A 22,476-nucleotide genomic window follows, 5' to 3' on the forward strand; every position below is an offset into this window, starting at 1 on the left:
TTGAAAGAAGCAGTGTGACGAAAATCCGCCGCCTTAACTGGCTTGCCGGTTCGAGTCCGGTCCCCGGCACCACGATCGCTTCATCGCGATTCGATGAAGGGAAGAAAGCCCGCGAGAAGCCATGTGCTCGCGGGTTTTTTGTTTTTGTGGCGTGGCATCGGGTGTGATTACCGACGACCGAACGGCGACGCCACCGCCATCAGCGACTCGTCAAATGGACGGGCAGGTTGGTCCGCGGCCGCGTCACGCCGACTCATCACCGACGCATGGTGGAACGCGCGCCTCCTGACGACGCCGCGAACCCCACCACGCAACGAAAACGTCGCACCGTGAAGCGACGCGATCCCTACGAATCACCCCCTCGCGCATGAAGGTCAGATTGCGCGTGCGCGACGTGTCGATGCGAAAGCGCGTCGCCTCGTGCCCCGAGCGTTCCACCGTCCGCCTGATGCGTCATTCAGATCAGGCCCATCGCCGACGCCTTGAGCGTCGCTGCCGCGCGCGTCGAGCATCCGAGCTTGCGGAACACGCTCTCGATGTGCGTGCGCACCGTGCTCGGACTGATGGTCAATTCCCGCGCGGCCTCCTTGTTGCTCGCGCCGCGCGAGATCACGCGCAGCACGTCGATCTCTCGCCCGGACAGGCCGGCACCGGACGGTGCACTTCTGGATACGCGTCTGGCGACGGCGGTGCCCGCCGACGTCAGCACACCGACCGCTTCGCCGCATAGCCGGCCGTGTGCGACCTCGTCCTGCAACAGACGGGCAGCCGCGTCGTCGGTCAGCGCGGCACGCCACGGTCGCGGCGATCGCAATGCGACCCACGCGACGGATGCCGCCAGCACGCGCGCTTCCAGCGTCAGTGCAGGCGCGTGCGCACCGCGAAAATACCCCGAACCGTCCAGCCGTTCGTAAGCATGCGATGCCAGCAGCGTGGCATGGCGCAGCGCGCCGGACTGTTTGCCGGCGCGCTCCGTCCAGTACGGTACCAGCCGAACCTTCTCCCACGCGCTTACCGGCAGCGCCGTAGGCAGGTTCCAGATGTCGTTGGGTACGGCGGCCCTGCCGATGCCGTGAATCAGTCCGGCCTGGTAGACGAGCGAACGCCCGGCGTCATCCGCTTTGAGTTGCGCGTGACACCCGGCCGCCGTCACGGCGACCGCACGCGAAAAACCCGTCATCCACGGCACTTTCAGGTCGACGATGTCGGCGATCAGTTCGGCGGAAGTCATCCGTTGCATGTCGGAGGTCGCCAGTGCGATGTCGAACTCGGCCGGCGACGTGCGTTCCAGTTCCGTCAGCCAGGCTTGCGCGTGACGTATCGTCGTCGCGACGAGGTGCGACGGATACCGCGAGTCGGCGCGCTGCCCGATCAGTCCCAGTGCCCGCTCGACGCCATACGTGCGACCCAGCACTTCCAGATCGCCGGCAAGCGCGACGACCGGCACGGCTGCGGGCACGCGTTCGCGTGCGAGCTGCGCAGGGAAGCCGCTGCCGTCCCAGGCTTCGAAAATGTGACGCAGCGCCGCTTCGGTCGCCGTCGAGAGCCCGAGTATGTGCGCGACCTCGCCGGCGACTTCGCAGTGAATCCGCGCGAGTTGCGTCATCGAGGCGGCGGCGCCTCCGATTGCCTCGGCCATGCCGGGCCGGTTCTCGAGCATCGCCGTGCGGATCGCGATGTCGTCGCCGAACACCTGCGCGAACCCTGCTGCGTTCGCTGTACAACCCGACCAGCGAAGCAGCGACACCTCGCGAACCGTATCGCACGCCGATGCGCCCAGTCCGGCCGCGTCCGCGAGTCGTACACCCAGCCACGCGGTGCGAAGCGAATGGTCGGTCGGCTGTCCCATGCTCAGATCGCCGATGAAGGCGATGGCCCTCACGGAATCGAATATGCGCAGTGCGGCGTGGCTGGCTTCGGCGTCGAACATCGGGCTCGGCTTGGAAAAAACGCAGGGACGAGCGAACGATCATACGCGACGCGGGCGCGTGCGCCCCGTTGCATGACGCTGCCCGGGGTCGGTCATTTGACCGATCCCGGAGGGCGCGAACGATCGGGACAATCTGGCTGCAAGTGGGGCAAGCGACATGCAACGCCACACGAATGCTTCCTTGCGCCGCCGGTGTCGCCGAGTCGCGGCGACCGGGGCCCACATTGTCAGAAGGAGTCGTCGTCTTATGCCTCATCCCATTTCCGCCTTGGGTGCCGGTCACACCCTCGTCAGCCTGGTGACGTTCGGCGCGGGGCTCTACAGCTTCGCCCGGTACCAGAAGATCGACAACGCGACCCGGTCCGCCAGGATTTACGTCGCAGGCATGGTGATATCCGTGTTCACGTCGTTCGGCTTGTCCAGTACCGGTAGCTTCAATGCCGGGCATGCACTCGGCATCCTGGCGCTGATCGCGATATCGGGCGGGCTCCTCGTGCCGCGCATTGAAGCGCTGGGGCGTGCACGGCCGTACCTGGCCCAGTTCGCCTTCTCGTTCAGCTTCTTTCTGTTGCTGGTTCCCGGGATCAACGAGACGCTGACGCGGCTGCCGATCGGTCACCCGCTTGCCAATGGCCCCGCATCCCCCCTCGTGCGCGGGTCGCTCGCCGCGTGGCTGGGCATCTTCGTGCTTGGATCGGTGCTGCAGCTCGTGCGGCTTCGGTCGTACCGCAGCCGCATCTGAACGTGCGGAAAGCGGGCGCCGTGTCGCATCATTGCTCGGCGCGCCCGGCCGTGCCGCTTTCCGGGGCGGCACCTGCCGGCCGAACCCGCACCCTGTCGATCAGCGCACGCAACCCGCCCGAAACATGGCGATCGGTGGCGTTCGTCCGCGATCGACATTCTCCTGATATCGACTGCCGCCCGATTGGGCGCGGCATGCCGGCACCGTCCGGCACATCCGGTCTTCGCCCGGCATGGGTCGTAGCGGCACCCGCAAATTCCCGTCAGGCCCCGGTTCGCCCCGGCATGGCAACGCCCGAGCACCGGCTGGCGCCCGCATGGCCGCTCTCCCGCACCTGACATGGCAAATATGCTCACCGCAGTCGAGCGGGTTGGTCATCGACGGCTGGCCCCATATTGCCTAAATTTAATAGATTGACGTGCCTATCCGCACGCCAGTCAGCGCGCAGGCCGGCAACCGGCCGCGCGTTCCCAAATAGCGTGAGACACAATCGAGCGTGGAGACGACACGATGAGCCTGTCAGAGCCATTGCGTCTGCATGTGCCGGAGCCCACCGGGCGCCCGGGCTGCAAGACGGACTTTTCCTATCTGCATCTATCGCCGGCCGGTGCGGTTCGCCGCCCGCCGATCGACGTTGCCGCGGCGGACACCGCCGATCTCGCCCGCAGCCTCGTGCGCGTGCTCGACGACAGCGGCAAGGCCGTCGGCCCGTGGGCGCCGGATCTCGACGATGCGCGGCTGATCGCCGGCCTGCGCGCGATGCTCAAGACCCGCATTTTCGACGCACGCATGATGATCGCGCAGCGTCAGAAGAAAATCTCCTTCTACATGTTGAGCCTCGGCGAAGAGGCGATCGGCACCGCGCACACGATGGCGCTGCGCGACGGCGACATGTGCTTCCCGACCTACCGGCAGCAGAGCATCCTGATCACGCGCGACGTCCCGCTCGAGCGGATGATCTGCCAGCTGATGTCGAACGAGGGCGATCCGCTGAAAGGCCGCCAGCTCCCCGTGATGTATTCGGACCGCGACGCGGGCTTCTTCTCCATTTCCGGCAACCTCGCGACGCAGTTCATCCAGGCGGTCGGCTGGGCGATGGCGTCGGCGATCAAGGGCGACACGAAGATCGCATCCGCGTGGATCGGCGACGGCGCGACGGCCGAATCCGACTTCCATACCGCGCTCACGTTCGCGCACGTGTACCGCGCGCCGGTCGTGCTGAACGTCGTCAACAACCAGTGGGCGATCTCGACGTTCCAGGCGATCGCGGGCGGCGAGGGCACGACCTTCGCCGGGCGCGGCGTCGGCTGCGGGATCGCGTCGCTGCGCGTCGACGGCAACGACTTCCTCGCGATCTACGCGGCGTCGAGCTGGGCGGCCGAACGCGCGCGCCGCAATCTCGGGCCGACGCTGATCGAGTGGGTGACCTACCGCGCGGGTGCGCACTCGACGTCGGACGATCCGACCAAGTACCGTCCGAGCGACGACTGGTCCCATTTCCCGCTCGGCGATCCGATCGAACGCTTCAAGCGCCACCTGATCGTCAAGGGCATCTGGTCCGACAGCGCGCACGAAGCGTTGACGGCCGAGCTCGAGGCCGAGGTAATTGCCGCGCAGAAGGAAGCGGAGAAATTCGGCACGCTGGCCGACGACCGGATTCCGTCGCCGGCTTCGATGTTCGACGACGTGTACAAGGAGCTGCCCGCGCACCTGCGCCGTCAGCGCCAGGAACTGGGAGCGTGATCATGGCGCAACAAGAGACAGGCACGGCAACGCAGCCGATGACGATGATCCAGGCGCTGCGCTCGGCGATGGACGTGATGCTCGGGCGCGACAGTGACGTGGTCGTGTTCGGGCAGGACGTCGGCTATTTCGGCGGCGTGTTCCGCTGTACCGAAGGACTGCAGAACAAATACGGCAAGTCGCGCGTGTTCGACGCGCCGATCTCCGAAAGCGGGATCGTCGGCGCGGCGGTGGGGATGGGCGCATACGGGCTGCGCCCGGTGTGCGAGATCCAGTTCGCCGACTATTTCTATCCGGCGTCGGACCAGATCGTGTCGGAAGGCGCGCGGCTGCGCTATCGCTCGGCCGGCCAGTTCATCGCGCCGATGACGATCCGCATGCCCTGCGGCGGCGGCATCTACGGCGGCCAGACGCACAGCCAGAGCCCGGAGGCGATGTTCACGCAGGTGTGCGGGCTGCGCACGGTGATGCCGTCGAATCCGTACGACGCGAAGGGGCTGCTGATCGCATCGATCGAGAACGACGATCCGGTGATCTTCCTCGAACCGAAACGGCTGTACAACGGGCCGTTCGACGGCCATCACGATCGGCCGGTCACGTCGTGGCTCAAGCATCCGGCAAGCGCGGTGCCGGAGGGCTACTACACGGTGCCGCTCGATACGGCCGCCGTGGTGCGCCCCGGCAACGACGTGACGGTGCTGACCTACGGCACGACGGTGCACGTGTCGCTCGCCGCGGCCGAGGAGACGGGCATCGATGCGGAGGTGATCGACCTGCGCACGCTGTGGCCGCTCGACCTCGACACGATCGTCGCGTCGGTGCGCAAGACCGGGCGCTGCGTCGTGGTGCACGAGGCGACGCGCACCTGCGGCTACGGTGCGGAACTGGTGTCGCTGGTCCAGGAACATTGCTTCTACCACCTCGAGGCGCCGGTCGAGCGCACGACGGGCTGGGATACGCCGTATCCGCATGCGCAGGAGTGGGCGTACTTTCCGGGCCCGGCCCGGGTCGGTGAAGCGTTGCGACGCGTGATGGAGGCGTGAGATGGGGATTCATGTCATCAAGATGCCGGATATCGGCGAAGGGATTGCCGAGGTCGAGCTGGTGGCCTGGCACGTGGAAGTCGGGCAGACGATCAAGGAAGACCAGCCGCTCGCCGATGTGATGACCGACAAGGCGGCGGTCGAGATTCCGTCGCCGGTGACGGGCAAGGTGATCGAGCTCGGCGGCCGGATCGGCGAGATGATGGCGGTCGGCAGCGAGCTGATCCGACTCGAGGTCGACGGCGACGGCAACCTGAAGGCCGGCGCACCGGTGCGGGAATCAAAGGTAGCAACCGCACCGGTCGCGGCGGCGCCGTCGAAGGCGGTGGCCGACGCGCCGGCGGAATCGTCCGCCAAGCCGGCTGCGAAGCACGCACCCGCGGAGCCGCGTCGTGCGAAGCATGCCGATCACGCGGAGAAAGTTGAGCCGCCGCGCGCGGCGCTCGCACCGGGCGAACGGCCGCTCGCGTCGCCGGCGGTGCGCCAGCGCGCGTGGGACATGGGTATCGAGCTGCGCTATGTGCGCGGCACCGGTGAAGCAGGGCGGATCCTGCATGCGGATCTCGATGCGTATGCGGGAACCGGCGGCGGTGCGGCGCGCGGAGCACACGGAGCACACGCGCGTGGCTACGCCGAACGCAACGACGAAACCGACGTACCGGTGATCGGCTTGCGGCGTGCGATCGCACGCAAGATGCAGGAAGCGAAGCGCCGCATTCCGCACTTCAGCTACGTCGAGGAGATCGACGTCACCGAGCTCGAATCGCTGCGGACGGATCTGAACCGTCGCTATGGCGATACGCGCGGCAAGCTCACGCCGCTGCCGCTGCTGATCCGCGCGATGGTGATCGCGTTGCGCGACTTCCCGCAGATCAACGCGCGCTTCGACGACGAAGCGGGTGTCGTCACGCGCTACGGCGCGGTGCACATGGGCGTCGCGACACAGACGGACGGCGGTCTCACGGTGCCCGTGCTGCGTCATGCGGAAGCGCGGGACGTATGGTCGATTTCCGCCGAGATCGCGCGGCTTGCCGACGCAGTGCGTGCGAACCGCGCGCAGCGCGACGAGCTGAGCGGCTCGACGATCACGATTTCGAGCCTCGGCGCGCTCGGCGGCATCGTGTCGACGCCGGTCATCAATCATCCTGAAGTCGGCATCGTCGGCGTGAACCGCATCGTCGAGCGGCCGATGATCCGCGATGGTGCGGTCGTCGCACGCAAGATGATGAACCTGTCGTCGTCGTTCGACCATCGCGTCGTCGACGGCGCGGATGCGGCCGAATTCATCCAGGCCGTGCGCGCGGTGCTCGAGCGCCCGGCACTGCTGTTCGTGGAGTGATAACGCAATGAAGAACGAACACACCACGCTGCTCGTGATCGGCGGCGGCCCGGGCGGCTACGTCGCCGCGATTCGCGCCGGCCAGCTGGGCATTCCGACCGTGCTCGTCGAGCGCGACCGGGTCGGCGGCACGTGCCTGAACATCGGCTGCATTCCGTCAAAGGCGCTGATCCACGTGGCCGACGCATTCGAACAGGCCCGCGGCCACGCGGGCGAGGGCGCGCTCGGAATTCGCGTGCGCACGCCCGAGATCGACATCGCGAAAAGCGTCGCATGGAAGGACGGCATCGTCGACCGGCTGACGCGCGGGGTCGGCGCGCTGCTCAAGAAGAACGGCGTGCGCGTGCTGCACGGCGATGCGCACGTGGTCGACGGCAAGACCGTCGACGTCATCGGCGGCGGCCACACGACGCGCATCAGCTGCGAGCACCTGTTGCTCGCGACCGGCTCCGAGCCGGTCGCACTGCCGTCGATGCCGTTCGGCGGGCATGTCGTGTCGTCCACCGAGGCGCTGTCGCCCGATACGTTGCCGAAGCGGCTGGTCGTCGTCGGGGCCGGGTATATCGGGCTCGAACTCGGGATCGTCTATCGCAAGCTCGGCGTCGACGTCAGCGTGGTCGAAGCGGCGGAGCGCGTGCTGCCCGCCTACGATGCCGAACTCGCGCGGCCGGTTGCCGATTCGCTCGCGCGGCTGGGCGTGCGGCTGTTGCTTGGCCACAAGGTGCTCGGGCCCGCGGAACACGGCGCGGTGCGCGTGCAGGCCGCCGATGGCGCGGAGCAGACGCTGCAGGCCGACCGCGTGCTGGTGGCGGTGGGCCGCCGGCCGCGCGTCGACGGCTTCGGGCTCGAGTCGCTGCCGCTCGATCGCAACGGCCGCGCGCTGTGGATCGACGACGAATGCCGGACGTCGATGCGCAACGTCTGGGCGATCGGCGACGTCGCCGGCGAGCCGATGCTCGCGCATCGTGCGATGGCGCAGGGCGAGATGGTGGCCGAACTGATCGCCGGCAAGCGCCGCAAGTTCGTGCCCGCGTCGATCCCGGCCGTGTGCTTCACCGATCCGGAGATCGTCACGGCCGGCTGGTCGCCGGACGATGCGCGTGCGGCCGATGTCGATTGCGTGAGTGCGTCGTTCCCGTTCGCGGCGAACGGGCGCGCGATGACGCTGCAGGCGACCGACGGCTTCGTGCGCGTCGTCGCGCGTCGCGACAACCATCTGATCGTCGGCTGGCAGGCGGTCGGGCGCGGTGTGTCGGAACTGGCTGCCGCGTTCTCGCAGTCGTTGGAGATGGGCGCGCGGCTGGAGGACATCGGTGGCACGATCCATGCGCACCCGACGCTCGGCGAAGCGCTGCAGGAGGCCGCGCTGCGTGCGCTCGGGCATGCGTTGCATGTGTGACGCGTATCGCGCGTGACATGAAGCCGCCGATGCGTAACGTACGCATCGGCGGCTTTCCATTTGCAGTGCCGGCTCGACCGGTTGCAGGACGACGGCGCATGCGTCAGGGGCATGTCGGGCGCGGTGCGCAAGATCCGCGCGCAGGCGCCGATCGCGGAAGGGCGGTTGTCGATCAAGGAAATCGCGCAGAACCGGGGACTCAGCGGTATGTCGTCGTTCTCGCAGGCGTACAGGCGCTGGACAGGTGTCGCGCCGAGCGTGTCGAGACAGGGGCGGCTCCTAGCGCGCACCCCGGCGAAGCAGGCATATCCTGTAATTTTTCGAGATGTTGGGAGGTTGTCATCGCCGAGTCGGCCGGCGATCATGCAGGAAGCCGGAAAGCGGGCCGTTCCTTGCCCCCGACGCCGGCCCCACATGGAAAAACCGGACATGAAATTGCTGCTCGTCGGCGCGACCGGACTCGTCGGACGTCACGTCCTCGAAGTCGCGCTCGCCGATGCGCGGGTCGATCAGGTGATCGTCCTCGCGCGCCGCCCGTTGTCGCCGCACCCGAAGATGCGCGCGCTCGAGGTCGATTTCGATCATCTGCCCGATACGGCCGACTGGTGGCACGCCGACGCCGTGATCTGCACGCTCGGCACCACGATGCGGGCCGCGGGCTCCCAGGCGGCATTCCGGCGTGTCGACCACGACTATCCGCTCGCGGTCGCGCGGCTCGCGCACCGCTGCGGCACACCGGCTTACGTGCTGAATTCCGCACTCGGCGCGGATCCGGCGTCGCGCATCTTCTACAACCGCGTGAAGGGCGAGGTCGAGCAGGCGCTCGCCGGCGTCGGGTTCGTGTCGCTCACTTACGTGCGGCCCGGCCTGATCGGCGGCAGCCGCGACGAATTCAGGTTCGGCGAGCGGTTGCTGCTGTCCGCGTTGAACGTGGCCGGACCGGTGTTGCCGGCGAAGTGGCGCGTGAATCCCGCGTCGCGGATCGCCCGCGCGATGCTCGACGCGGCAATCGACGCGCGGCCGGGTGTGCAGGTCATCGCGTCGGACCAACTCGTCTGACGCATAACGGGCGGTGGGCGCCGGTCACTGACCGGCGAAGCCGTCGAGCCCGCCGAACTTTTCGGCGAGCGCCGCCGTGAACGCGTCCAGCGCTTCGCTGCCGTCGCAGTTGCGCGGTGTCGCGAGCTGGAATTCGACCGTATGGCTCAGCTTGCTCGCGAGCAGCCGGCGCATCTTGCCTGCGGCAACCCACGGCGCCGCGACGTGGTCGGGCAGGAAGCCGACATGCGCGCCGGACAGGATGAAGATCACGTCGGCGTCGACTGATCTGCCTGTATGCATCGCGCCGGCGGCGAACCATGGAAAAATCGAACGATGACTGAACTCACCTGGCGCAAGGCCGCTCCCGACGATGCGGCCGCGTGCATCGCACTGCGCGGCAGGACGCGCGAGAACGCATTCACCGAGGGGCAGTTGCGCGACCTCGGCATCACCGTCGAAAGCTGGGGCGACGGAATCCGCGACGGCCTGTTCTCAGGCTATGTCTGCTGGGCGAACGGATGCATGGTCGGCTACTGCTTTGGCGACACCGCTTCGGGCGAGATCGTCGTGCTCGCGATCCTGCCCGAGTACGAGGGGGCGGGGATCGGCAAGCGGCTGCTGCGGCAGGTGATCGACGAGTTCGCGGCGAGTGGATTCACGTCGCTGTTTCTCGGCTGCTCGACCGATCCCGCATCGCGCTCGCACGGCTTCTACCGGCATCTGGGCTGGACGCCGACCGGGACGCTCGACGAAGCGGGCGACGAAATCCTGACGCTGCAGATTTAACAGCACGCGTGACGGCACGCGTCGGGCAACGTCCGGCGCATCATCGATTCGTAAAACTGTTTCGTTATACAAAGCAATAGCGAGGCCACGGCGCCCGTGCTGACCTACGATGGAAACATTGCTTCCATCGTCCGCCGAGCCGTGTGCACTCACTACCGCGCCCCCGACGAAGATCCGGGCATCAGCGAACTGAAGATCGGCATCGGCGATCTGTATCGCCGCGACCCGTGGGCACCCGACGTGTATCCCGACTACGCGGCGCCGATCGCGCGCGCCGCCGGCGACGGCCTCGAGGTCGTCGCGGCCGTGTTCGGCTTCTGGCCGAAATTCATGCAGCCGGAGCGAGTCGACGAGAACGGCCGTAAAAAGAAAAAGCTCGACACGATGAACGCACGGGCGGAAACGGTCGGCTCGTCGCGGCTCTACGGCAACGCGTGGCGCAACGGCCAGCGCTGCCTGATTCCGGTGCGCTGGATCTTCGAACCCTGCTACGAAACCGGTCGCAACGTGTGGCAGCGGATCGGCGTTGACGGCTGGCAACCGTACTGCGTCGCCGGCATCTGGCGGCGCTACGAAGGTGACGACGGCCGTGAACGTGTGGGCATGGCGATGCTCACGGTCAACGCGGATACGCACCCGCTGTTCGCGCGGATGCATCGGCCCGGCGAAGAGAAGCGGGGCGTCGTGATGCTGCGCCGCGACGACTACGACGAATGGCTGCATGTGCGCGACATCGAGGCTGCCCGGCGCATGCTGAACCTGCTTCCCGCCGCCGACATGATGGCCGAGCCGGATCAGGCATCGCCCGCGCGCACCTGAGCTTTCATTATTCCGACATCCAGCTTTCGCTTGAGCGGGTCGAACGTCTCCCCATTATTCGGACAACTTCGATCATCGGCCGATACCGGGTAATCCCCGATACCTCACAAGTTGTATATACAAGATCATCCGCTGGCAATGTCGGCACACGTCGTGCCGCTTGCGCGCCAGTGCGCAGACCGTGCGTGCGTGGCGCATGCCGGCGATCCACGGCGCCCCGCACCCGCCGAGCCGAAAGGGCGGCTCGCAGTTTCCCGTCTCGTTCAAACCATTTGTGATCCTGAGTATTTTGGAGATTTCCCCGTGTCAACGAACCCCAGTGGAAAAGCCGGCGGCCTGATCGAAGTCCGTTCGATCGACTTCATTCCCGACGCCGAGCGCCACGGCGGCTTGCTGAGCCAGTTCACGCTGTGGCTGTCGGCGAACATGCAGATCACGGCCATCGTCACGGGCGCACTCGCGGTCGTGCTCGGCGGCGACGTGTTCTGGTCGCTGGTCGCGCTGTTGCTCGGCCAGTTCATCGGCGGCGCGGTGATGGCGCTGCATGGTGCGCAGGGGCCGCAGCTCGGGCTGCCGCAGATGATCTCGAGCCGCGTGCAGTTCGGCGTCTATGGCGCGATGATCCCGATCGTGCTCGTGTGCCTGATGTACATCGGCTTTTCCGCAAGCGGCTCGGTGCTGGCCGGGCAGGCCGTCGCGCAGTTGCTGCACGTCGACGACGCGGCCGGCATCCTGCTGTTCGCGGCCGTGATCGTCGTGCTGACCGTGTTCGGCTATCGCGCGATCCACGCCGTCGGCCGGATCGCGAGCGTGGTCGGCATCGCCGCGTTCGTCTACATGTTCACGCAGCTGTTCGCGAACCACGACATCGGCGCGCTGCTCGCGAACAAGCATTTCTCGCTCGCGAGCTTCCTGCTGTCGATGTCGCTGTCCGCGTCGTGGCAGATCGCATTCGGCCCGTACGTCGCCGACTATTCGCGCTACCTGCCGCGCTCGACGTCGTCGGTCGCGACGTTCGTCGCAGTCGGCCTCGGCTCGGTGATCGGCGCGCAGGCGGCGATGGTGTTCGGCGTGTTCGCGGCGGCACTGGCCGGCAGCCAGTTCGCGCACCATGAAGTGTCGTATATCGTCGGCCTCGGCTCGACGGGCGCCGTGGCTGCGCTGCTGTACTTCAGCATCGCATTCGGCAAGGTGACGGTGACGGCGCTCAACGCATACGGCAGCTTCATGTCGATGGCGACGATCGTCAGCGGCTTCCGCGGCAAGGGCGCCGTGTCGTCGAAGAGCCGCCTCGTCTACATCTTCGGGATGATCTGCGTATCCACGCTCATCGCGCTCGCGGGCCGCCATTCGTTCCTGAAGGAATTCACCGCGTTCATCCTGTTCCTGCTCGCGTTCTTCACGCCGTGGAGCGCGATCAACCTGGTCGATTACTACTGCTTCACGCGCTCGCGCTACGACGTGCCGGCGCTGTCCGATCCGGACGGCCGCTACGGCCGCTGGAACGTGATGGCGATCACGATCTACGTGGTCGGCATCCTCGTGCAGTTGCCGTTCATGTCGACGCACATCTACACGGGCCCACTCGTCGACGCACTCGGCGGCACCGACATCTCGTGGATCCTCGGCCTGGTCGTGCCGGCCGTGCTGTACTACATCGGCGCGCGCGCGTCGCGCCGCAGCATTCCCGAACGCCTGATCCTGCCGCTCGAACGCGGCGAAGTTCACCACTGACGACACGTCACGCGCATCGGGCCGGCAGGCTGCCGGCCTGACTGTCGCGCGAGCCGGGTGCCACCTGCGCCCGGTTCTCCCCCACGTTTCCTTTCCCACGATGCCGGTGCGGGGCGACTGCCGCGCACGGTGTCGTTTCATTCTCTGACAATTGAATAGTATGACTAAACAAGCGACAGCTCGCGGAAGCGATTCCCGGGCACGGATGATGCACGCCGGTCTTCGCATGACGGTCGCGGCGGCGTGCGTCGCCGGACCGGGCGCCGCGTTCGCGCAGGACGGCGTCACGCTGTACGGCGTGATCGACGAGTTCGCGCAGTACGTGAATACGGGTAACGGCTATACGGCGGCGATCAATTCGGGCGGCCAGTGGGGCAGCCGGTTCGGGCTGAAGGGCGGCGAGGATCTCGGCGGCGGTCAGAAGATCGAGTTCGGGCTGGAGAACGGCTTCAACCCGAACGACGGTTCGCTCGCGAGTTCGGGCAGCCTGTTCAACCGGCAGGCGTGGGTCGGGATCACGGGGCAGTGGGGCAAGGTGCGCGCGGGCCGCCAGAATTCGCCGCTGTTCAACGACCAGGGCGGCCAGGATGCGTTCGGCGGCGTCACGCAGGCGTCGGGCATGGACAACCTGACCGTGTTCGCGTTCCGCACCAGCAATACGCTGTCGTACCAGAGCCCGGAGATCGCGGGCTTCCAGGGCGAGCTGTACTTCGGGTTCGGCGATGCGGGCGGCGTGCGCTCGGCAGGTTCCAGCCAGCAGTTCGACCTGACCTATGAACACGGGCCGTTCGCCGCGTTCGTCGCGGGCCAGTGGCTGAAGAACGCGACGGCGACCACCACCGATCGCACGATCATGGCCGGCGCGTCGTACGCGATCGGCAAGGCCACCGTGTACGGCGGCTTCTCCGCGGTGAAGTGGGCCGATCTCGGCATCGATTCGCGCGTGTATGGGCTGTCGGTCAAATACCAGTTCAATCCGGCGAACTACGTGGCGCTCGGCTACGCGTATCTGCACGACCGGTCGTCGCAGGGCAACCATGCGGACCAGCTCGGGCTGATGTACGAATACGACCTGTCGAAGCGCACGAGCTTCTACGGTGCGCTGTCGTACCTGCGCAACCGCAACCAGGCCGGCTACACGCTCGCCGGTGCGGCGAACCCCGGCCTGCCGCTCGCGTATCCGGGGGCGAATGCACGGGGTGTGCAGCTGGGTATCGTGCATCGGTTCTGACGAGGCCGACGCGCACGGCCGTGCGCGCCCGGTGCATTTCGCGGGCGCGTTCGCGCCGCTATTTCCCCAACCGCTCGGCAAGCGAATAGCGCTGCATGCAGCGCTCCATCGCGTCGAGAAACGCGTGCTCGGCCGCGTTCATCTTGCGATCGCGATGCCACAGCAGGAACACGTCGACATCGACGAGCCCGTCGTCGGGCGGTAGCCGCCACAGCCGCTGCTGTGCGATGTCGTCGCGCACGATGTGCTCGGGCAGGCAGCCGATCCCGTAGCCGGCGAAGATCAGCCGCCGCACTTCCTCGAGGCTCGGCGACGACGCGACGATGCGCCCCGTGAAGCCCCGCTGGTCGCGAAACACCGTGAGCGGCGACAGGCTGTCGCCGATCTGGTCGCTCGTGAACGACACGAAATTCTCGGCGAGCAGATCGTCCATCCGCAGTTGCGTCTGCCCGAACAGCCGGTGATGGCGGCCGCAGTAGATCGCATAGCGCTGGCGCAGGAAGCAGCGCATCTCCAGCTTGTCGTGCGGCGTGCGGCACAGGCCGAGCCCGGCCGTGGCCGTTTTCTGCAGCAGCGAAGACAGAATGTCCGACGAGCGCATCACCTCGATCTGCAGGTCGATGCGCGGGTACGCGCGATGGAAGTCCGCGAGGAATTCGTCGTAGACGGGCGACTCGATGCGGCTCACCGTCAGCAGCCGGATCGAACCGGTCAGGTCGGCGGTGCTGTCGTCGATTTCGGTTTCGAGGCGGGAGATGCCGCCGTAGATGTCGCTCGCGATCCGGTAGACGGCTTCGCCGGCAGGCGTTGGCGCGAAGTGCGTGCCGCGCCGCTCGATCAGCTTGCGCTCGAGCGTGTCCTCGAGCCGCCGCAAGGCCTGGCTCACGGCCGGCTGCGTGACGTGCAGGCGCGCGGCCGCGCGGCTCACGCTGCGCTCCTGGATGATCACCAGGTAGGTGCGCAACAGGTTCCAGTCGAGGCGGTCGTTCAGGAACGGGGCGAGGTCGGGGCGCATCGGGTCTCCGGGCGAGGCGTCATGGCAGACATTAGCTGAATTTATACGCCGAATAATAACTTGAAATTTGACTAATGATTTGCGGTCGCCGATAAAGGAGGGGTGCCGCAGCGTGCGGCCCAAGGCCGCGACAGACGGCCCCCACACGATATTGCGCGTCGCTCTGCAGCGGCGCGCGTCAGGAGCCCGCATGACCCAGTCCCTTCCTTCCGCCCGCCAGCCGGGGCGCGCCGCGACGGCCGCGTTCATCGGCACGATGATCGAGTGGTACGACTTCTACATCTACGCGACCGCGGCCGCGCTCGTATTCGGCGAGCTCTATTTTCCGTCCCATGACCGCTTTGTCAGCACGATGGCGTCGTTCGCGACGTTCGCGGTCGGCTTCTTCGCGCGGCCGCTCGGCGGCGTGATCTTCGGCCATCTCGGCGATCGTATCGGCCGCAAGAAGGCGCTGATGACGACGCTGATGATGATGGGCGTCGCGACCGTCTGCGTCGGGCTGCTGCCCGACTATTCGAAGGTCGGCATGCTCGCGCCGGTGCTGCTCGTCGCGCTGCGCGTGGTGCAGGGGATCGCGGTCGGCGGCGAATGGGGCGGTGCGGTGCTGATGGCGGGCGAGCATGCGCCGCAGGGGCGCCGCACGTTCTTCGCATCGTTCGCGCAGCTCGGCAGCCCGGCCGGGCTGATCCTGTCGCTGATCGCATTCCGCGCGGTCACGTCGATGGACAAGGCGGACTTCCTCGCCTGGGGCTGGCGCCTGCCGTTTCTCGCGAGTTCGGTGCTGCTCGTGGTCGGCATCCTGATCCGGCTCGGCGTGAACGAGTCGCCGGAATTCGCGCGCGTGAAGGAAACCAACCGCACGGTGAAGCTGCCGGTCGCGGAAGTGTTCCGCTCCGCGTCGGGGCTCGTGGCGCTCTGCATCGGCGCGAACACGATCGGCATCGCGGGCGTCTATTTCACGAACACGTTCATGATCGCATACACGACGCAGTACGTCGGCGTCTCGCGCTCGCTGATCCTCGACAGCCTGTTCGCGGTCGCGATCATCCAGTTCGTCGCGCAGCCGATCGCCGCGTGGATCGCCGAGCGCATCGGCGGCGCGCGCTTCCTGAAACTCGCGGCGCTGCTCGCGATGCTGTCGCCGTATCCGATGTTCATGCTCGTGCAGGGCGGCACGTCCGCGTCGCTGATCGCGGGCATCGCGCTCGCGGTGGTCTGCATGGCCGGCTTCTATTCGGTGATCGCGGGCTTCGTGAGCGACGTGTTCCCCGCGCACGTGCGCTATTCGGCGATCTCGCTCGCTTACCAGATCTGCGGGGCGCTTGCGGGCGGGCTGACGCCGCTCGTCGGCACGTGGCTCGCGCATCGTTTCGCGGGCCAGTGGTGGCCGCTCGCGGTGTTCTACACGTGTCTCGCCGGCATCTCGCTGCTGTGCATCGTCGCGCTCGACGCACGCCGCGCGGCACGGCCGGCCGCCGCCGAAGCGCTCGGCTCGCAGTGACCCTCAACGAACGAATTCATCCGGAGTGCACATGAAAGACCTGCTGGAAATCGACGGCGCCCGTTTGTGGCAGAGCCTGGCGGAGATGGCGCGTGTCGGCGCGACGCCGCGCGGCGGCGTGCGGCGCCTCGCGCTCACCGACGACGACCGTCGCGGGCGCGACCTGTTCGCGCAGTGGTGTCGCGACGCGGGGATGACGGTGAGCGTCGACGCAGTCGGCAACCTGTTCGCGCGGCGCGACGGCACCGATGCGCAGGCCGCGCCGGTGCTGATCGGCAGCCATCTCGATACGCAGCCCGAAGGCGGCCGCTTCGATGGCGTCTATGGCGTGCTCGCCGCGCTCGAACTCGTGCGCACGCTGAACGACGCCGGCATCGCGACCGACAAGCCGCTGGAAATCGTGTCCTGGACCAACGAGGAGGGCGCGCGCTTCGCGCCGGCAATGCTCGGCTCGGCCGTGTTCACGGGGGCATTGCCACTCGACGAAGCGCTCGCGAAGCAGGACGCCGACGGCGTCACGCTCGGCGCGGCGCTCGACACATGCGGCTATCGCGGCACGCGTGCGGTGGGCGGCGCGGTCGATGCATACTTCGAAGCCCATATCGAACAGGGCCCGGTGCTCGAGGCGAACGGCACGACGATCGGCATCGTCACGGGCGGGCAGGCGATCCGCTGGCTCGACGTGACGGTGACGGGCGTGGCCGCGCATGCGGGCACGACGCCGATGCCGTATCGCAAGGACGCGACTTTCGCGAGCGCGCAGATGGCGCTCGAACTCGAACGGATCGTCGCCGGTTATGCGCCGCGTGGGCTCGCGACGATCGGTCAGGTCGGCATCCGCAATGCATCGCGCAACACCATTGCGGGGGACGTGACGTTCACGGTCGACCTTCGCCACCACGACGATGCGCAAGTCGATGCGATGGAGCGTGACTTGCGCGATGCGTGCACGCGTGTCGCCGCCGCGCGCGGCGTGCAGGTCGCGATTGAAACGTGCTGGCGCAGCCCGGCGACGCCGTTCGATCGCGACTGCGTCGAACAGGTCACGCAGGCGGCAGCGAAGTTCGGCTACACGAACGAGCGGATCGTCAGCGGCGCGGGCCACGACGCGATCCTGCTCGCGCGCCGAGTCCCGACCGCGATGGTGTTCATCCCGTGTGTCGACGGCCTGTCGCACAACGAAGCCGAGGATGCGCTGCCGGATGACGTGACGCGCGGCACGAACGTGCTGCTGCATGCGGTGCTCGCGCGCGCCGGCGTTGCGGCAGGCGCTACCGTGGCTGCCACCGCGCAGGACGCATGACGCGGCGAACCGGTAAGCCGACAAATCGAAAAACCGACGAGGGCGAACGATGAAAACCTATTTCCATCCCGAGCAGTTGCTGCACCATCCGCGCAGCTATCTGTCGCGCGGCCAGATGCGAGAACCGCAGGAGGTGCCCGAGCGCGCGGCGCGGCTCGTGGCGGCCGTCCGGTCGCTCGACTTCGACGTGCGCGAGCCGGCCGACCGCGGCACCGCGCCGATCGCGGCCGTGCACGACATGAACTACCTGCGCTTCCTGGAGGAAGCGCATCGCGACTGGAAGCAGATGCCCGACGACTGGGGCGACGAAGTGATGTCGAACGTGTTCGTGCGCGACCCGAACCCGCTGCGCGGCGTGCTTGCGAAAGCCGCGCGCTACCTCGCCGACGGCAGCTGCCCGGTCGGTGCGAACACGTGGCGCGCCGCGTACTGGTCCGCGCAGGGCGCGCTGGCGGCCGCGGCCGACGTCAACGACGGCGCGCGCGAGGCGTACGCACTGTGCCGGCCGCCCGGCCATCACGCACGCCGCGACGCGGCCGGCGGCTTCTGCTACCTGAACAATGCGGCGATCGCCGCGCAGTCGCTGCTCGGCCGCCATCGCCGGGTCGCGATCCTCGACACCGACATGCATCACGGGCAGGGCGTGCAGGAAATCTTCTACGGCCGCGACGACGTGCTGTACGTGTCGATCCACGGCGACCCGACCAACTTCTACCCGGTCGTCGCGGGCTATGAGGAAGAGACGGGCATGGGGGCCGGCGACGGATTCAACCTCAACCTGCCGATGCCGCACGGCGCGCCGGAGTCGGCGTTCTTCGAGCGGCTCGACGACGCGCTGCGCGCGCTCGCGCGGTTCCAGCCCGATGCGCTCGTGCTCGCGCTCGGCTTCGATATCTACAAGGACGATCCGCAATCGCAGGTGGCTGTCACGACCGACGGCTTCGGGCGGCTCGGCGGAGCGATCGGCGCACTCGGGTTGCCGACGGTGATCGTGCAGGAAGGCGGCTATCACCTCGACAGCCTCGACGCGAATGCGCGTGCGTTTTTCGGTGGGTTCGCCGCCGCGCGCTGACCGGCGCGGCGGGGCGCGATCGCGTGCGTGCGGTTGCAGGTTTTCCGCATGCACGCCGATAATTCGCGCCTATGCTGAATGAATGCATGAAGGAGAGCCGCACGATGACAGCAGACCAAATCAGACGCGGTGCGATCGCCATCGCGCTCGCCGTGCCGGGCGTCGGGTCGCTCGCGAGCGCGACGGAACCTTCGATTCCGCTGCGCGTCAGTCTCACCATTCCGGAAACCTGCACGATCGGCACCGGCGAGCCGCAGGGCGCCGCCGATGCCGGCATGCCACGCGTCAGTTGCGCGCACGGTACGCCGTTCGTGCTCAGTCACGCGCCGCTGCCCGATGTGCGATCGGCGCCGCGCAGCATCGGCGCGGGCGCATCGCCCGCATGGACCGTCACGTTCTGAACGGCGCGTGCGCCCGCTCATGCCACTGAACGCTAGAAACTGATCGTCGCAGTGATCATGTCGCTGTAGTTGCCGGGCGCGGGCGTCGTTTGCGCCGGCACCGCACCGTACACGGTCACGACCTGCGACGTGCCGGTTCCGACACCCGTGACCGTCGAACTGCCGCCCGTGCCGTCGCCCCACGCGATCGAGCGTGCGGCGTCCGTGTAAAGCCCGTAGCCGATCGTGCCGCCAGCGCTGCTGCGCTGCATCTGGCGTGCCGTCACGTTGCCGCTGTTGCCGCCGCTCAGCGCGATTTTCCATGCGTCGCCGTTGGTGCACTGCGCGGTGATCGTACCCGTTGCCGTGAGCGTGCCCGACAGCTGGCTCGCGGTGCCGAAGCTGACGTTGGTCGCGCTGATGTTGCAATTGTTGATGACGTTGGCGGTCGCGCTGAACGGGAAGGTCCCGTTCGATGTCGTCAGCGACGCGCAGGTCGGCGCACCGACCAGATAGAACCCGGCGTTGAACGATGTCGTGTTGCCGCCGAACGCCTGCGAGTAGGTCGTCGTGCTGTTGCCGGTCGTCGGCACGGTCGGCTGGTTCCCGGTGATCTGTCCGTATACGGTAACCGTCGCGGATGCGCTCGTGCCGACCGCGGGTTTGACGAGCGTGACGGACGCCGGAGTCGTGCCGGAATACACGGAACCCCACGCGACCGAATGCCCGCCGTCGAGATAGAGGTCGTACTGCATCGCGTTGCTGCCGTTGACGAGGCTGCGCGGGCTCGTGCCGCCGAGATTCAGGCAGACGACCACGTTCGGCGTCAGCGAGACGGTCGACCACGTGCAGGTGATGCCGACCGTGCCGGTTACGGCGACCGGCGCGTTCGAGATCGGGCTGACCGAGCCGAAGCTCACGTCCGATGCGGTGGCCGTGCAGCTTTCGGCCTGTGCGTGACGGGGCGAGCCGAACCACGCGACAAAGGCAACGAGGACCAGCAGCGCGAGCCTCATGGTGCGGCCCGGCAGGTGAGGGGCCCGATGGTCGGCAGTGTGCCGTTGCCGGGCGCGGTGAACGCGAAGTCCGCGACGCAGCGTTGCGTGCCGTAGTCGATCACGAGGTGGTTGTCCTCCTTCAGTCCGTCGATGAACGTGAGCCCGTCGTAGCCGACGATCGTATCCGCGCCGCTTTCGGCGTGATGCACGCGCGCACCGGCCGGCAGCGGGCGGCCGTCGGTATCGCGCAGGATCACCGACGCCGCGCGATAGCGCGACACCCCGAACTGCGCGACGACGCCCGATTGCGCCTGCGGCACGACCATCATCGACGTGCGGGTGATCCGCGCATCGGCGGGCAGCTTCATCGAGTCGATCGCGATCTGGTTGTTCTGGTACGCGTTCAGGTCGGGCACGAGCAGGTGCCCCGTGCGATCGGTCGTGCCGATCACGCGGTTTTCGTGCAGCACCGGAATGCCCGCGACGCCATCGGTCGATACCAGCGCGAAGCCGTCGTAGATGCGGCGCGACAGTTGCAGGCTGCTGTCCATGAACACCAGCGCACCGCTGACGTCGAGCGATGCGCCGGTCTGGCGGTCGATGTTCTGCGCGGCCGCGATGACTTCGCCTGCATGGCCGAGATAGCGTACTTGTGCCTGCCGGTAGGGCACCGCGCCCGTGCCGCCCGTCTGCACGCCCCAGCCCCAGCCGCCACCGTAGTCGGGAGGACGGCTCGCGTCGACGGTGTAGTTCGACTGGCCGCGCTGGCGCCCGACGGTCGTGTTGATCGAAGTGTTGCGCCCGAGCCCGATGTTCAGCGACACGAACGCGCCGTTCGCACCCTGCTGCGCGAAGTCGCGGTACGCGCTCACGCTCAGCGACGCGAGATCGCCGAAGCTCAACGTGTACGACACCGTGCCGATCCGCGTGCTCGGGCCTTGCGGCAGCCGGAAGCCGATATAGCTGAGCGACAGCGTCTGGCGGTGCATGAACGGCAGCGCGAGCGTCGCCTGGTCGGTCGCCGCGGGCACCGTCGCGCCGTCGCGCGAGGCGAGGTCGCCGTAGCGGCCGAACGCGCGGATCGTCTGCGCGTTGATCGAGAAGCGTGGTTCGATCAATTGGTAGCCGACGCTCACCTGCGTACCCGGATAGCGGCCGGCGCTGCCTGCGACCGCGCCGCTCACGACGCCCGCATTGCCGAGCCGCAGCAGCGCGCCGATGCCGGTGTTGAGCACGCCGCCGGTCGCTTCCGCGTGCCCCTCGACGGTCAGCGCATCGGTGATGCCGCGCCGCATCGAGCCGCTGACGGCCGGCCGCGCGTCGTAGTCGAACGACTGCAGCCCGTAGTTGCGGCGCAGGAAGCCGGCTTCGAACGAATAGCTCGACAGCCCGGCGGACAGCATGCGCGTATCGACGTAGAGCGGCACGGACGTCGCGACGGTGCGCCCGAGCACGTCGCGCGTGATGACGGTCGCCTGGCCGGCGCCCGTGATGCCCGGCACGTCGTGGATGATGAACGGGCCGCTCGGCACGTTGCCGGTGTACTGGCGCACATTGTTGATGTACAGGTCGACGGCCGACGGCACGGCCGCGGAGCCTGCGAGCGACGGGATCGGGAACGTCACGAGATCGGGCCGCAGCGCGAAGTTGCTGCGCCACTGGAAGCCGCCGAGGCGCACCGAGCGCGTCCACGCGAGCGATCCCGAGATCGTGTCGCCGATCTGTGTCGTGCTCGGCCTTGCCGGATCCGAGCGGCTCCATGACGTATCGAAGCGCGTGTAGCGCCGGCGGCCGTCATAGAAGGTCGCGACGCCCGTGGTGTCGAACACGCCGCCCGGATCGAAGTAGCGCACGTCGGTGTAGAGCGAGTACTGCCGGTCGCCGAGCGTCTGCGCGTACGCCTCGTAGTTGATCGCGATGCCGCGCGACGCGCTGGCCGCCTCCGTCGGCCGCAACGCGCGGCTGTCGACCGCGTACGGCCGGCGCAGCGTGTCGGGCATCTGCAGGTCGACGCTCTGGTGCGCCGCGTCGTAGCGGTAGCGCAGGCCGGGAATCGTGTCGAGGTCGACCGTCGTCGCGTCGGCGATGCCGAGCCGGTCGGTCGCGACGCCGATCGTGTGCAGGTCTGCGCCGCTCGCCGACAGGCGGCCGTCGCGTTCGCGGAAGTGCGTGAGCAGCGTCGTGTTTTCACCGTTGACGCTGACTTCGAGGATCACGTCGTGCGTGCTGTCGGTCATCACGAGTGCCGCCGGTTCATCCGCGCGTGCGCAGCCGAGCGCGAGCAGGCCGCCGGCGACGACGGCCGCGAGCGCGGCGCGCGGCGAACGGTGCGGCGTCCTGCGTCCGTTGGCTGGACGCGTGCCGGCGCGTGGCGAAGGGGGAGAGGCCGGGCGGCGCACC

The 22,476-nt window shown here is 67.7% G+C and carries 19 protein-coding genes; 14 read left to right on the forward strand and 5 right to left on the reverse strand.

Annotated elements, in window-relative coordinates:
• Positions 1-457: 457 nt before the first annotated feature.
• Positions 458-1,930: an HD domain-containing phosphohydrolase gene (locus F3J15_RS17285; protein WP_166892879.1), complete on the reverse strand. Its 1,473-nt coding sequence runs from the start codon at positions 1,928-1,930 to the stop codon at positions 458-460.
• Positions 1,931-2,177: 247 nt separating this feature from the next.
• Between F3J15_RS17285 and F3J15_RS17290 the strand changes: the two genes are divergently transcribed.
• The 6 genes from F3J15_RS17290 to F3J15_RS17315 all read left to right on the forward strand — a co-directional run bounded on the left by F3J15_RS17290 (position 2,178) and on the right by F3J15_RS17315 (position 9,255).
• Positions 2,178-2,672, forward strand: coding sequence for a hypothetical protein (locus tag F3J15_RS17290; protein ID WP_166892882.1), 495 nt, complete (start codon positions 2,178-2,180; stop codon positions 2,670-2,672).
• A 510-nt stretch (positions 2,673-3,182) separates the two neighbouring features.
• Positions 3,183-4,415 (forward strand): 3-methyl-2-oxobutanoate dehydrogenase (2-methylpropanoyl-transferring) subunit alpha, encoded by a 1,233-nt coding sequence (locus F3J15_RS17295; RefSeq protein ID WP_089424947.1) that lies wholly within the window; start codon positions 3,183-3,185, stop codon positions 4,413-4,415.
• A 2-nt stretch (positions 4,416-4,417) separates the two neighbouring features.
• The gene (locus F3J15_RS17300) at positions 4,418-5,458 is read left to right on the forward strand and encodes an alpha-ketoacid dehydrogenase subunit beta (protein ID WP_043182180.1); all 1,041 of its coding nucleotides are present in this window, start codon (positions 4,418-4,420) and stop codon (positions 5,456-5,458) included.
• A gap of 1 nt (position 5,459) precedes the next feature.
• Complete coding sequence (locus F3J15_RS17305; RefSeq protein ID WP_166892885.1) at positions 5,460-6,797, forward strand: dihydrolipoamide acetyltransferase family protein; 1,338 nt, start codon at positions 5,460-5,462, stop codon at positions 6,795-6,797.
• Between the two features lie 7 nt (positions 6,798-6,804).
• Positions 6,805-8,196, forward strand: coding sequence for a dihydrolipoyl dehydrogenase (gene lpdA, locus F3J15_RS17310; protein ID WP_166892887.1), 1,392 nt, complete (start codon positions 6,805-6,807; stop codon positions 8,194-8,196).
• Positions 8,197-8,625: 429 nt separating this feature from the next.
• Positions 8,626-9,255 carry an NAD-dependent epimerase/dehydratase family protein gene (locus tag F3J15_RS17315; protein ID WP_166892890.1) on the forward strand — a complete coding sequence of 210 codons (630 nt, stop codon included), beginning with the start codon at positions 8,626-8,628 and terminating at the stop codon, positions 9,253-9,255.
• A 24-nt stretch (positions 9,256-9,279) separates the two neighbouring features.
• Here the strand turns inward: F3J15_RS17315 and F3J15_RS17320 are convergent, their stop codons facing one another.
• Positions 9,280-9,537 carry a LysR substrate-binding domain-containing protein gene (locus F3J15_RS17320; protein ID WP_240158956.1) on the reverse strand — a complete coding sequence of 86 codons (258 nt, stop codon included), beginning with the start codon at positions 9,535-9,537 and terminating at the stop codon, positions 9,280-9,282.
• A gap of 33 nt (positions 9,538-9,570) precedes the next feature.
• Here F3J15_RS17320 and F3J15_RS17325 point away from each other — a divergent pair, with 33 nt between their 5' ends.
• The 4 genes from F3J15_RS17325 to F3J15_RS17340 all read left to right on the forward strand — a co-directional run bounded on the left by F3J15_RS17325 (position 9,571) and on the right by F3J15_RS17340 (position 13,807).
• Positions 9,571-10,023: a GNAT family N-acetyltransferase gene (locus tag F3J15_RS17325; protein WP_166892893.1), complete on the forward strand. Its 453-nt coding sequence runs from the start codon at positions 9,571-9,573 to the stop codon at positions 10,021-10,023.
• Positions 10,024-10,164: 141 nt separating this feature from the next.
• A complete protein-coding gene (locus F3J15_RS17330) occupies positions 10,165-10,842 on the forward strand; it encodes an SOS response-associated peptidase family protein (RefSeq protein ID WP_166892897.1) in 678 nt (225 codons plus the stop codon).
• A 303-nt stretch (positions 10,843-11,145) separates the two neighbouring features.
• Entirely contained in the window at positions 11,146-12,576 is a 1,431-nt protein-coding gene (locus tag F3J15_RS17335; protein ID WP_166892900.1) for a cytosine permease, read from the forward strand.
• A 160-nt stretch (positions 12,577-12,736) separates the two neighbouring features.
• The gene (locus tag F3J15_RS17340; RefSeq protein ID WP_166892903.1) at positions 12,737-13,807 is read left to right on the forward strand and encodes a porin; all 1,071 of its coding nucleotides are present in this window, start codon (positions 12,737-12,739) and stop codon (positions 13,805-13,807) included.
• Between the two features lie 58 nt (positions 13,808-13,865).
• On the opposite strand, the gene F3J15_RS17345 is transcribed toward F3J15_RS17340, so the two are convergent.
• Complete coding sequence (locus F3J15_RS17345) at positions 13,866-14,822, reverse strand: LysR family transcriptional regulator (RefSeq protein WP_069256256.1); 957 nt, start codon at positions 14,820-14,822, stop codon at positions 13,866-13,868.
• Between the two features lie 190 nt (positions 14,823-15,012).
• On the opposite strand from F3J15_RS17345, the gene F3J15_RS17350 reads away from it, so the two are divergent.
• The 4 genes from F3J15_RS17350 (at position 15,013) to F3J15_RS17365 (ending at position 19,099) form a co-directional block, all read left to right on the forward strand.
• A complete protein-coding gene (locus F3J15_RS17350; RefSeq protein WP_089445300.1) occupies positions 15,013-16,323 on the forward strand; it encodes an MFS transporter in 1,311 nt (436 codons plus the stop codon).
• Positions 16,324-16,354: 31 nt separating this feature from the next.
• The gene (locus tag F3J15_RS17355; protein ID WP_166892905.1) at positions 16,355-17,626 is read left to right on the forward strand and encodes a Zn-dependent hydrolase; all 1,272 of its coding nucleotides are present in this window, start codon (positions 16,355-16,357) and stop codon (positions 17,624-17,626) included.
• Positions 17,627-17,675: 49 nt separating this feature from the next.
• Entirely contained in the window at positions 17,676-18,698 is a 1,023-nt protein-coding gene (locus tag F3J15_RS17360; protein ID WP_166892908.1) for a histone deacetylase family protein, read from the forward strand.
• Between the two features lie 104 nt (positions 18,699-18,802).
• The gene (locus tag F3J15_RS17365; protein WP_144020632.1) at positions 18,803-19,099 is read left to right on the forward strand and encodes a hypothetical protein; all 297 of its coding nucleotides are present in this window, start codon (positions 18,803-18,805) and stop codon (positions 19,097-19,099) included.
• A gap of 32 nt (positions 19,100-19,131) precedes the next feature.
• Here the strand turns inward: F3J15_RS17365 and F3J15_RS17370 are convergent, their stop codons facing one another.
• Complete coding sequence (locus F3J15_RS17370; RefSeq protein WP_166892911.1) at positions 19,132-20,094, reverse strand: spore coat U domain-containing protein; 963 nt, start codon at positions 20,092-20,094, stop codon at positions 19,132-19,134.
• A complete protein-coding gene (locus F3J15_RS17375) occupies positions 20,091-22,475 on the reverse strand; it encodes a fimbria/pilus outer membrane usher protein (protein ID WP_089445305.1) in 2,385 nt (794 codons plus the stop codon). The genes F3J15_RS17370 and F3J15_RS17375 overlap by 4 nt, the downstream gene beginning before the upstream one ends.
• Position 22,476 lies beyond the last annotated feature (1 nt).

The organism is Burkholderia sp. Ap-955 (assembly GCF_011753045.1).
Taxonomy (GTDB): Bacteria; Pseudomonadota; Gammaproteobacteria; order Burkholderiales; family Burkholderiaceae; genus Burkholderia; species Burkholderia lata_D.

Bases quoted from the DNA above. Each gene is read 5' to 3' on its own strand.
- F3J15_RS17350 (WP_089445300.1), top strand. From the start codon at position 15,013: ATGACCCAGTCCCTTCCTTCCGCCCGCCAGCCGGGGCGCGCCGCGACG.
- F3J15_RS17370 (WP_166892911.1), bottom strand. From the start codon at position 20,094: ATGAGGCTCGCGCTGCTGGTCCTCGTTGCCTTTGTCGCGTGGTTCGGC.
- F3J15_RS17305 (WP_166892885.1), top strand. From the start codon at position 5,460: ATGGGGATTCATGTCATCAAGATGCCGGATATCGGCGAAGGGATTGCC.
- F3J15_RS17300 (WP_043182180.1), top strand. From the start codon at position 4,418: ATGGCGCAACAAGAGACAGGCACGGCAACGCAGCCGATGACGATGATC.
- F3J15_RS17355 (WP_166892905.1), top strand. From the start codon at position 16,355: ATGAAAGACCTGCTGGAAATCGACGGCGCCCGTTTGTGGCAGAGCCTG.
- F3J15_RS17315 (WP_166892890.1), top strand. From the start codon at position 8,626: ATGAAATTGCTGCTCGTCGGCGCGACCGGACTCGTCGGACGTCACGTC.
- F3J15_RS17365 (WP_144020632.1), top strand. From the start codon at position 18,803: ATGACAGCAGACCAAATCAGACGCGGTGCGATCGCCATCGCGCTCGCC.
- F3J15_RS17360 (WP_166892908.1), top strand. From the start codon at position 17,676: ATGAAAACCTATTTCCATCCCGAGCAGTTGCTGCACCATCCGCGCAGC.
- F3J15_RS17325 (WP_166892893.1), top strand. From the start codon at position 9,571: ATGACTGAACTCACCTGGCGCAAGGCCGCTCCCGACGATGCGGCCGCG.
- F3J15_RS17285 (WP_166892879.1), bottom strand. From the start codon at position 1,930: ATGTTCGACGCCGAAGCCAGCCACGCCGCACTGCGCATATTCGATTCC.
- F3J15_RS17340 (WP_166892903.1), top strand. From the start codon at position 12,737: ATGACTAAACAAGCGACAGCTCGCGGAAGCGATTCCCGGGCACGGATG.
- lpdA (WP_166892887.1), top strand. From the start codon at position 6,805: ATGAAGAACGAACACACCACGCTGCTCGTGATCGGCGGCGGCCCGGGC.
- F3J15_RS17345 (WP_069256256.1), bottom strand. From the start codon at position 14,822: ATGCGCCCCGACCTCGCCCCGTTCCTGAACGACCGCCTCGACTGGAAC.
- F3J15_RS17320 (WP_240158956.1), bottom strand. From the start codon at position 9,537: ATGCATACAGGCAGATCAGTCGACGCCGACGTGATCTTCATCCTGTCC.
- F3J15_RS17295 (WP_089424947.1), top strand. From the start codon at position 3,183: ATGAGCCTGTCAGAGCCATTGCGTCTGCATGTGCCGGAGCCCACCGGG.
- F3J15_RS17290 (WP_166892882.1), top strand. From the start codon at position 2,178: ATGCCTCATCCCATTTCCGCCTTGGGTGCCGGTCACACCCTCGTCAGC.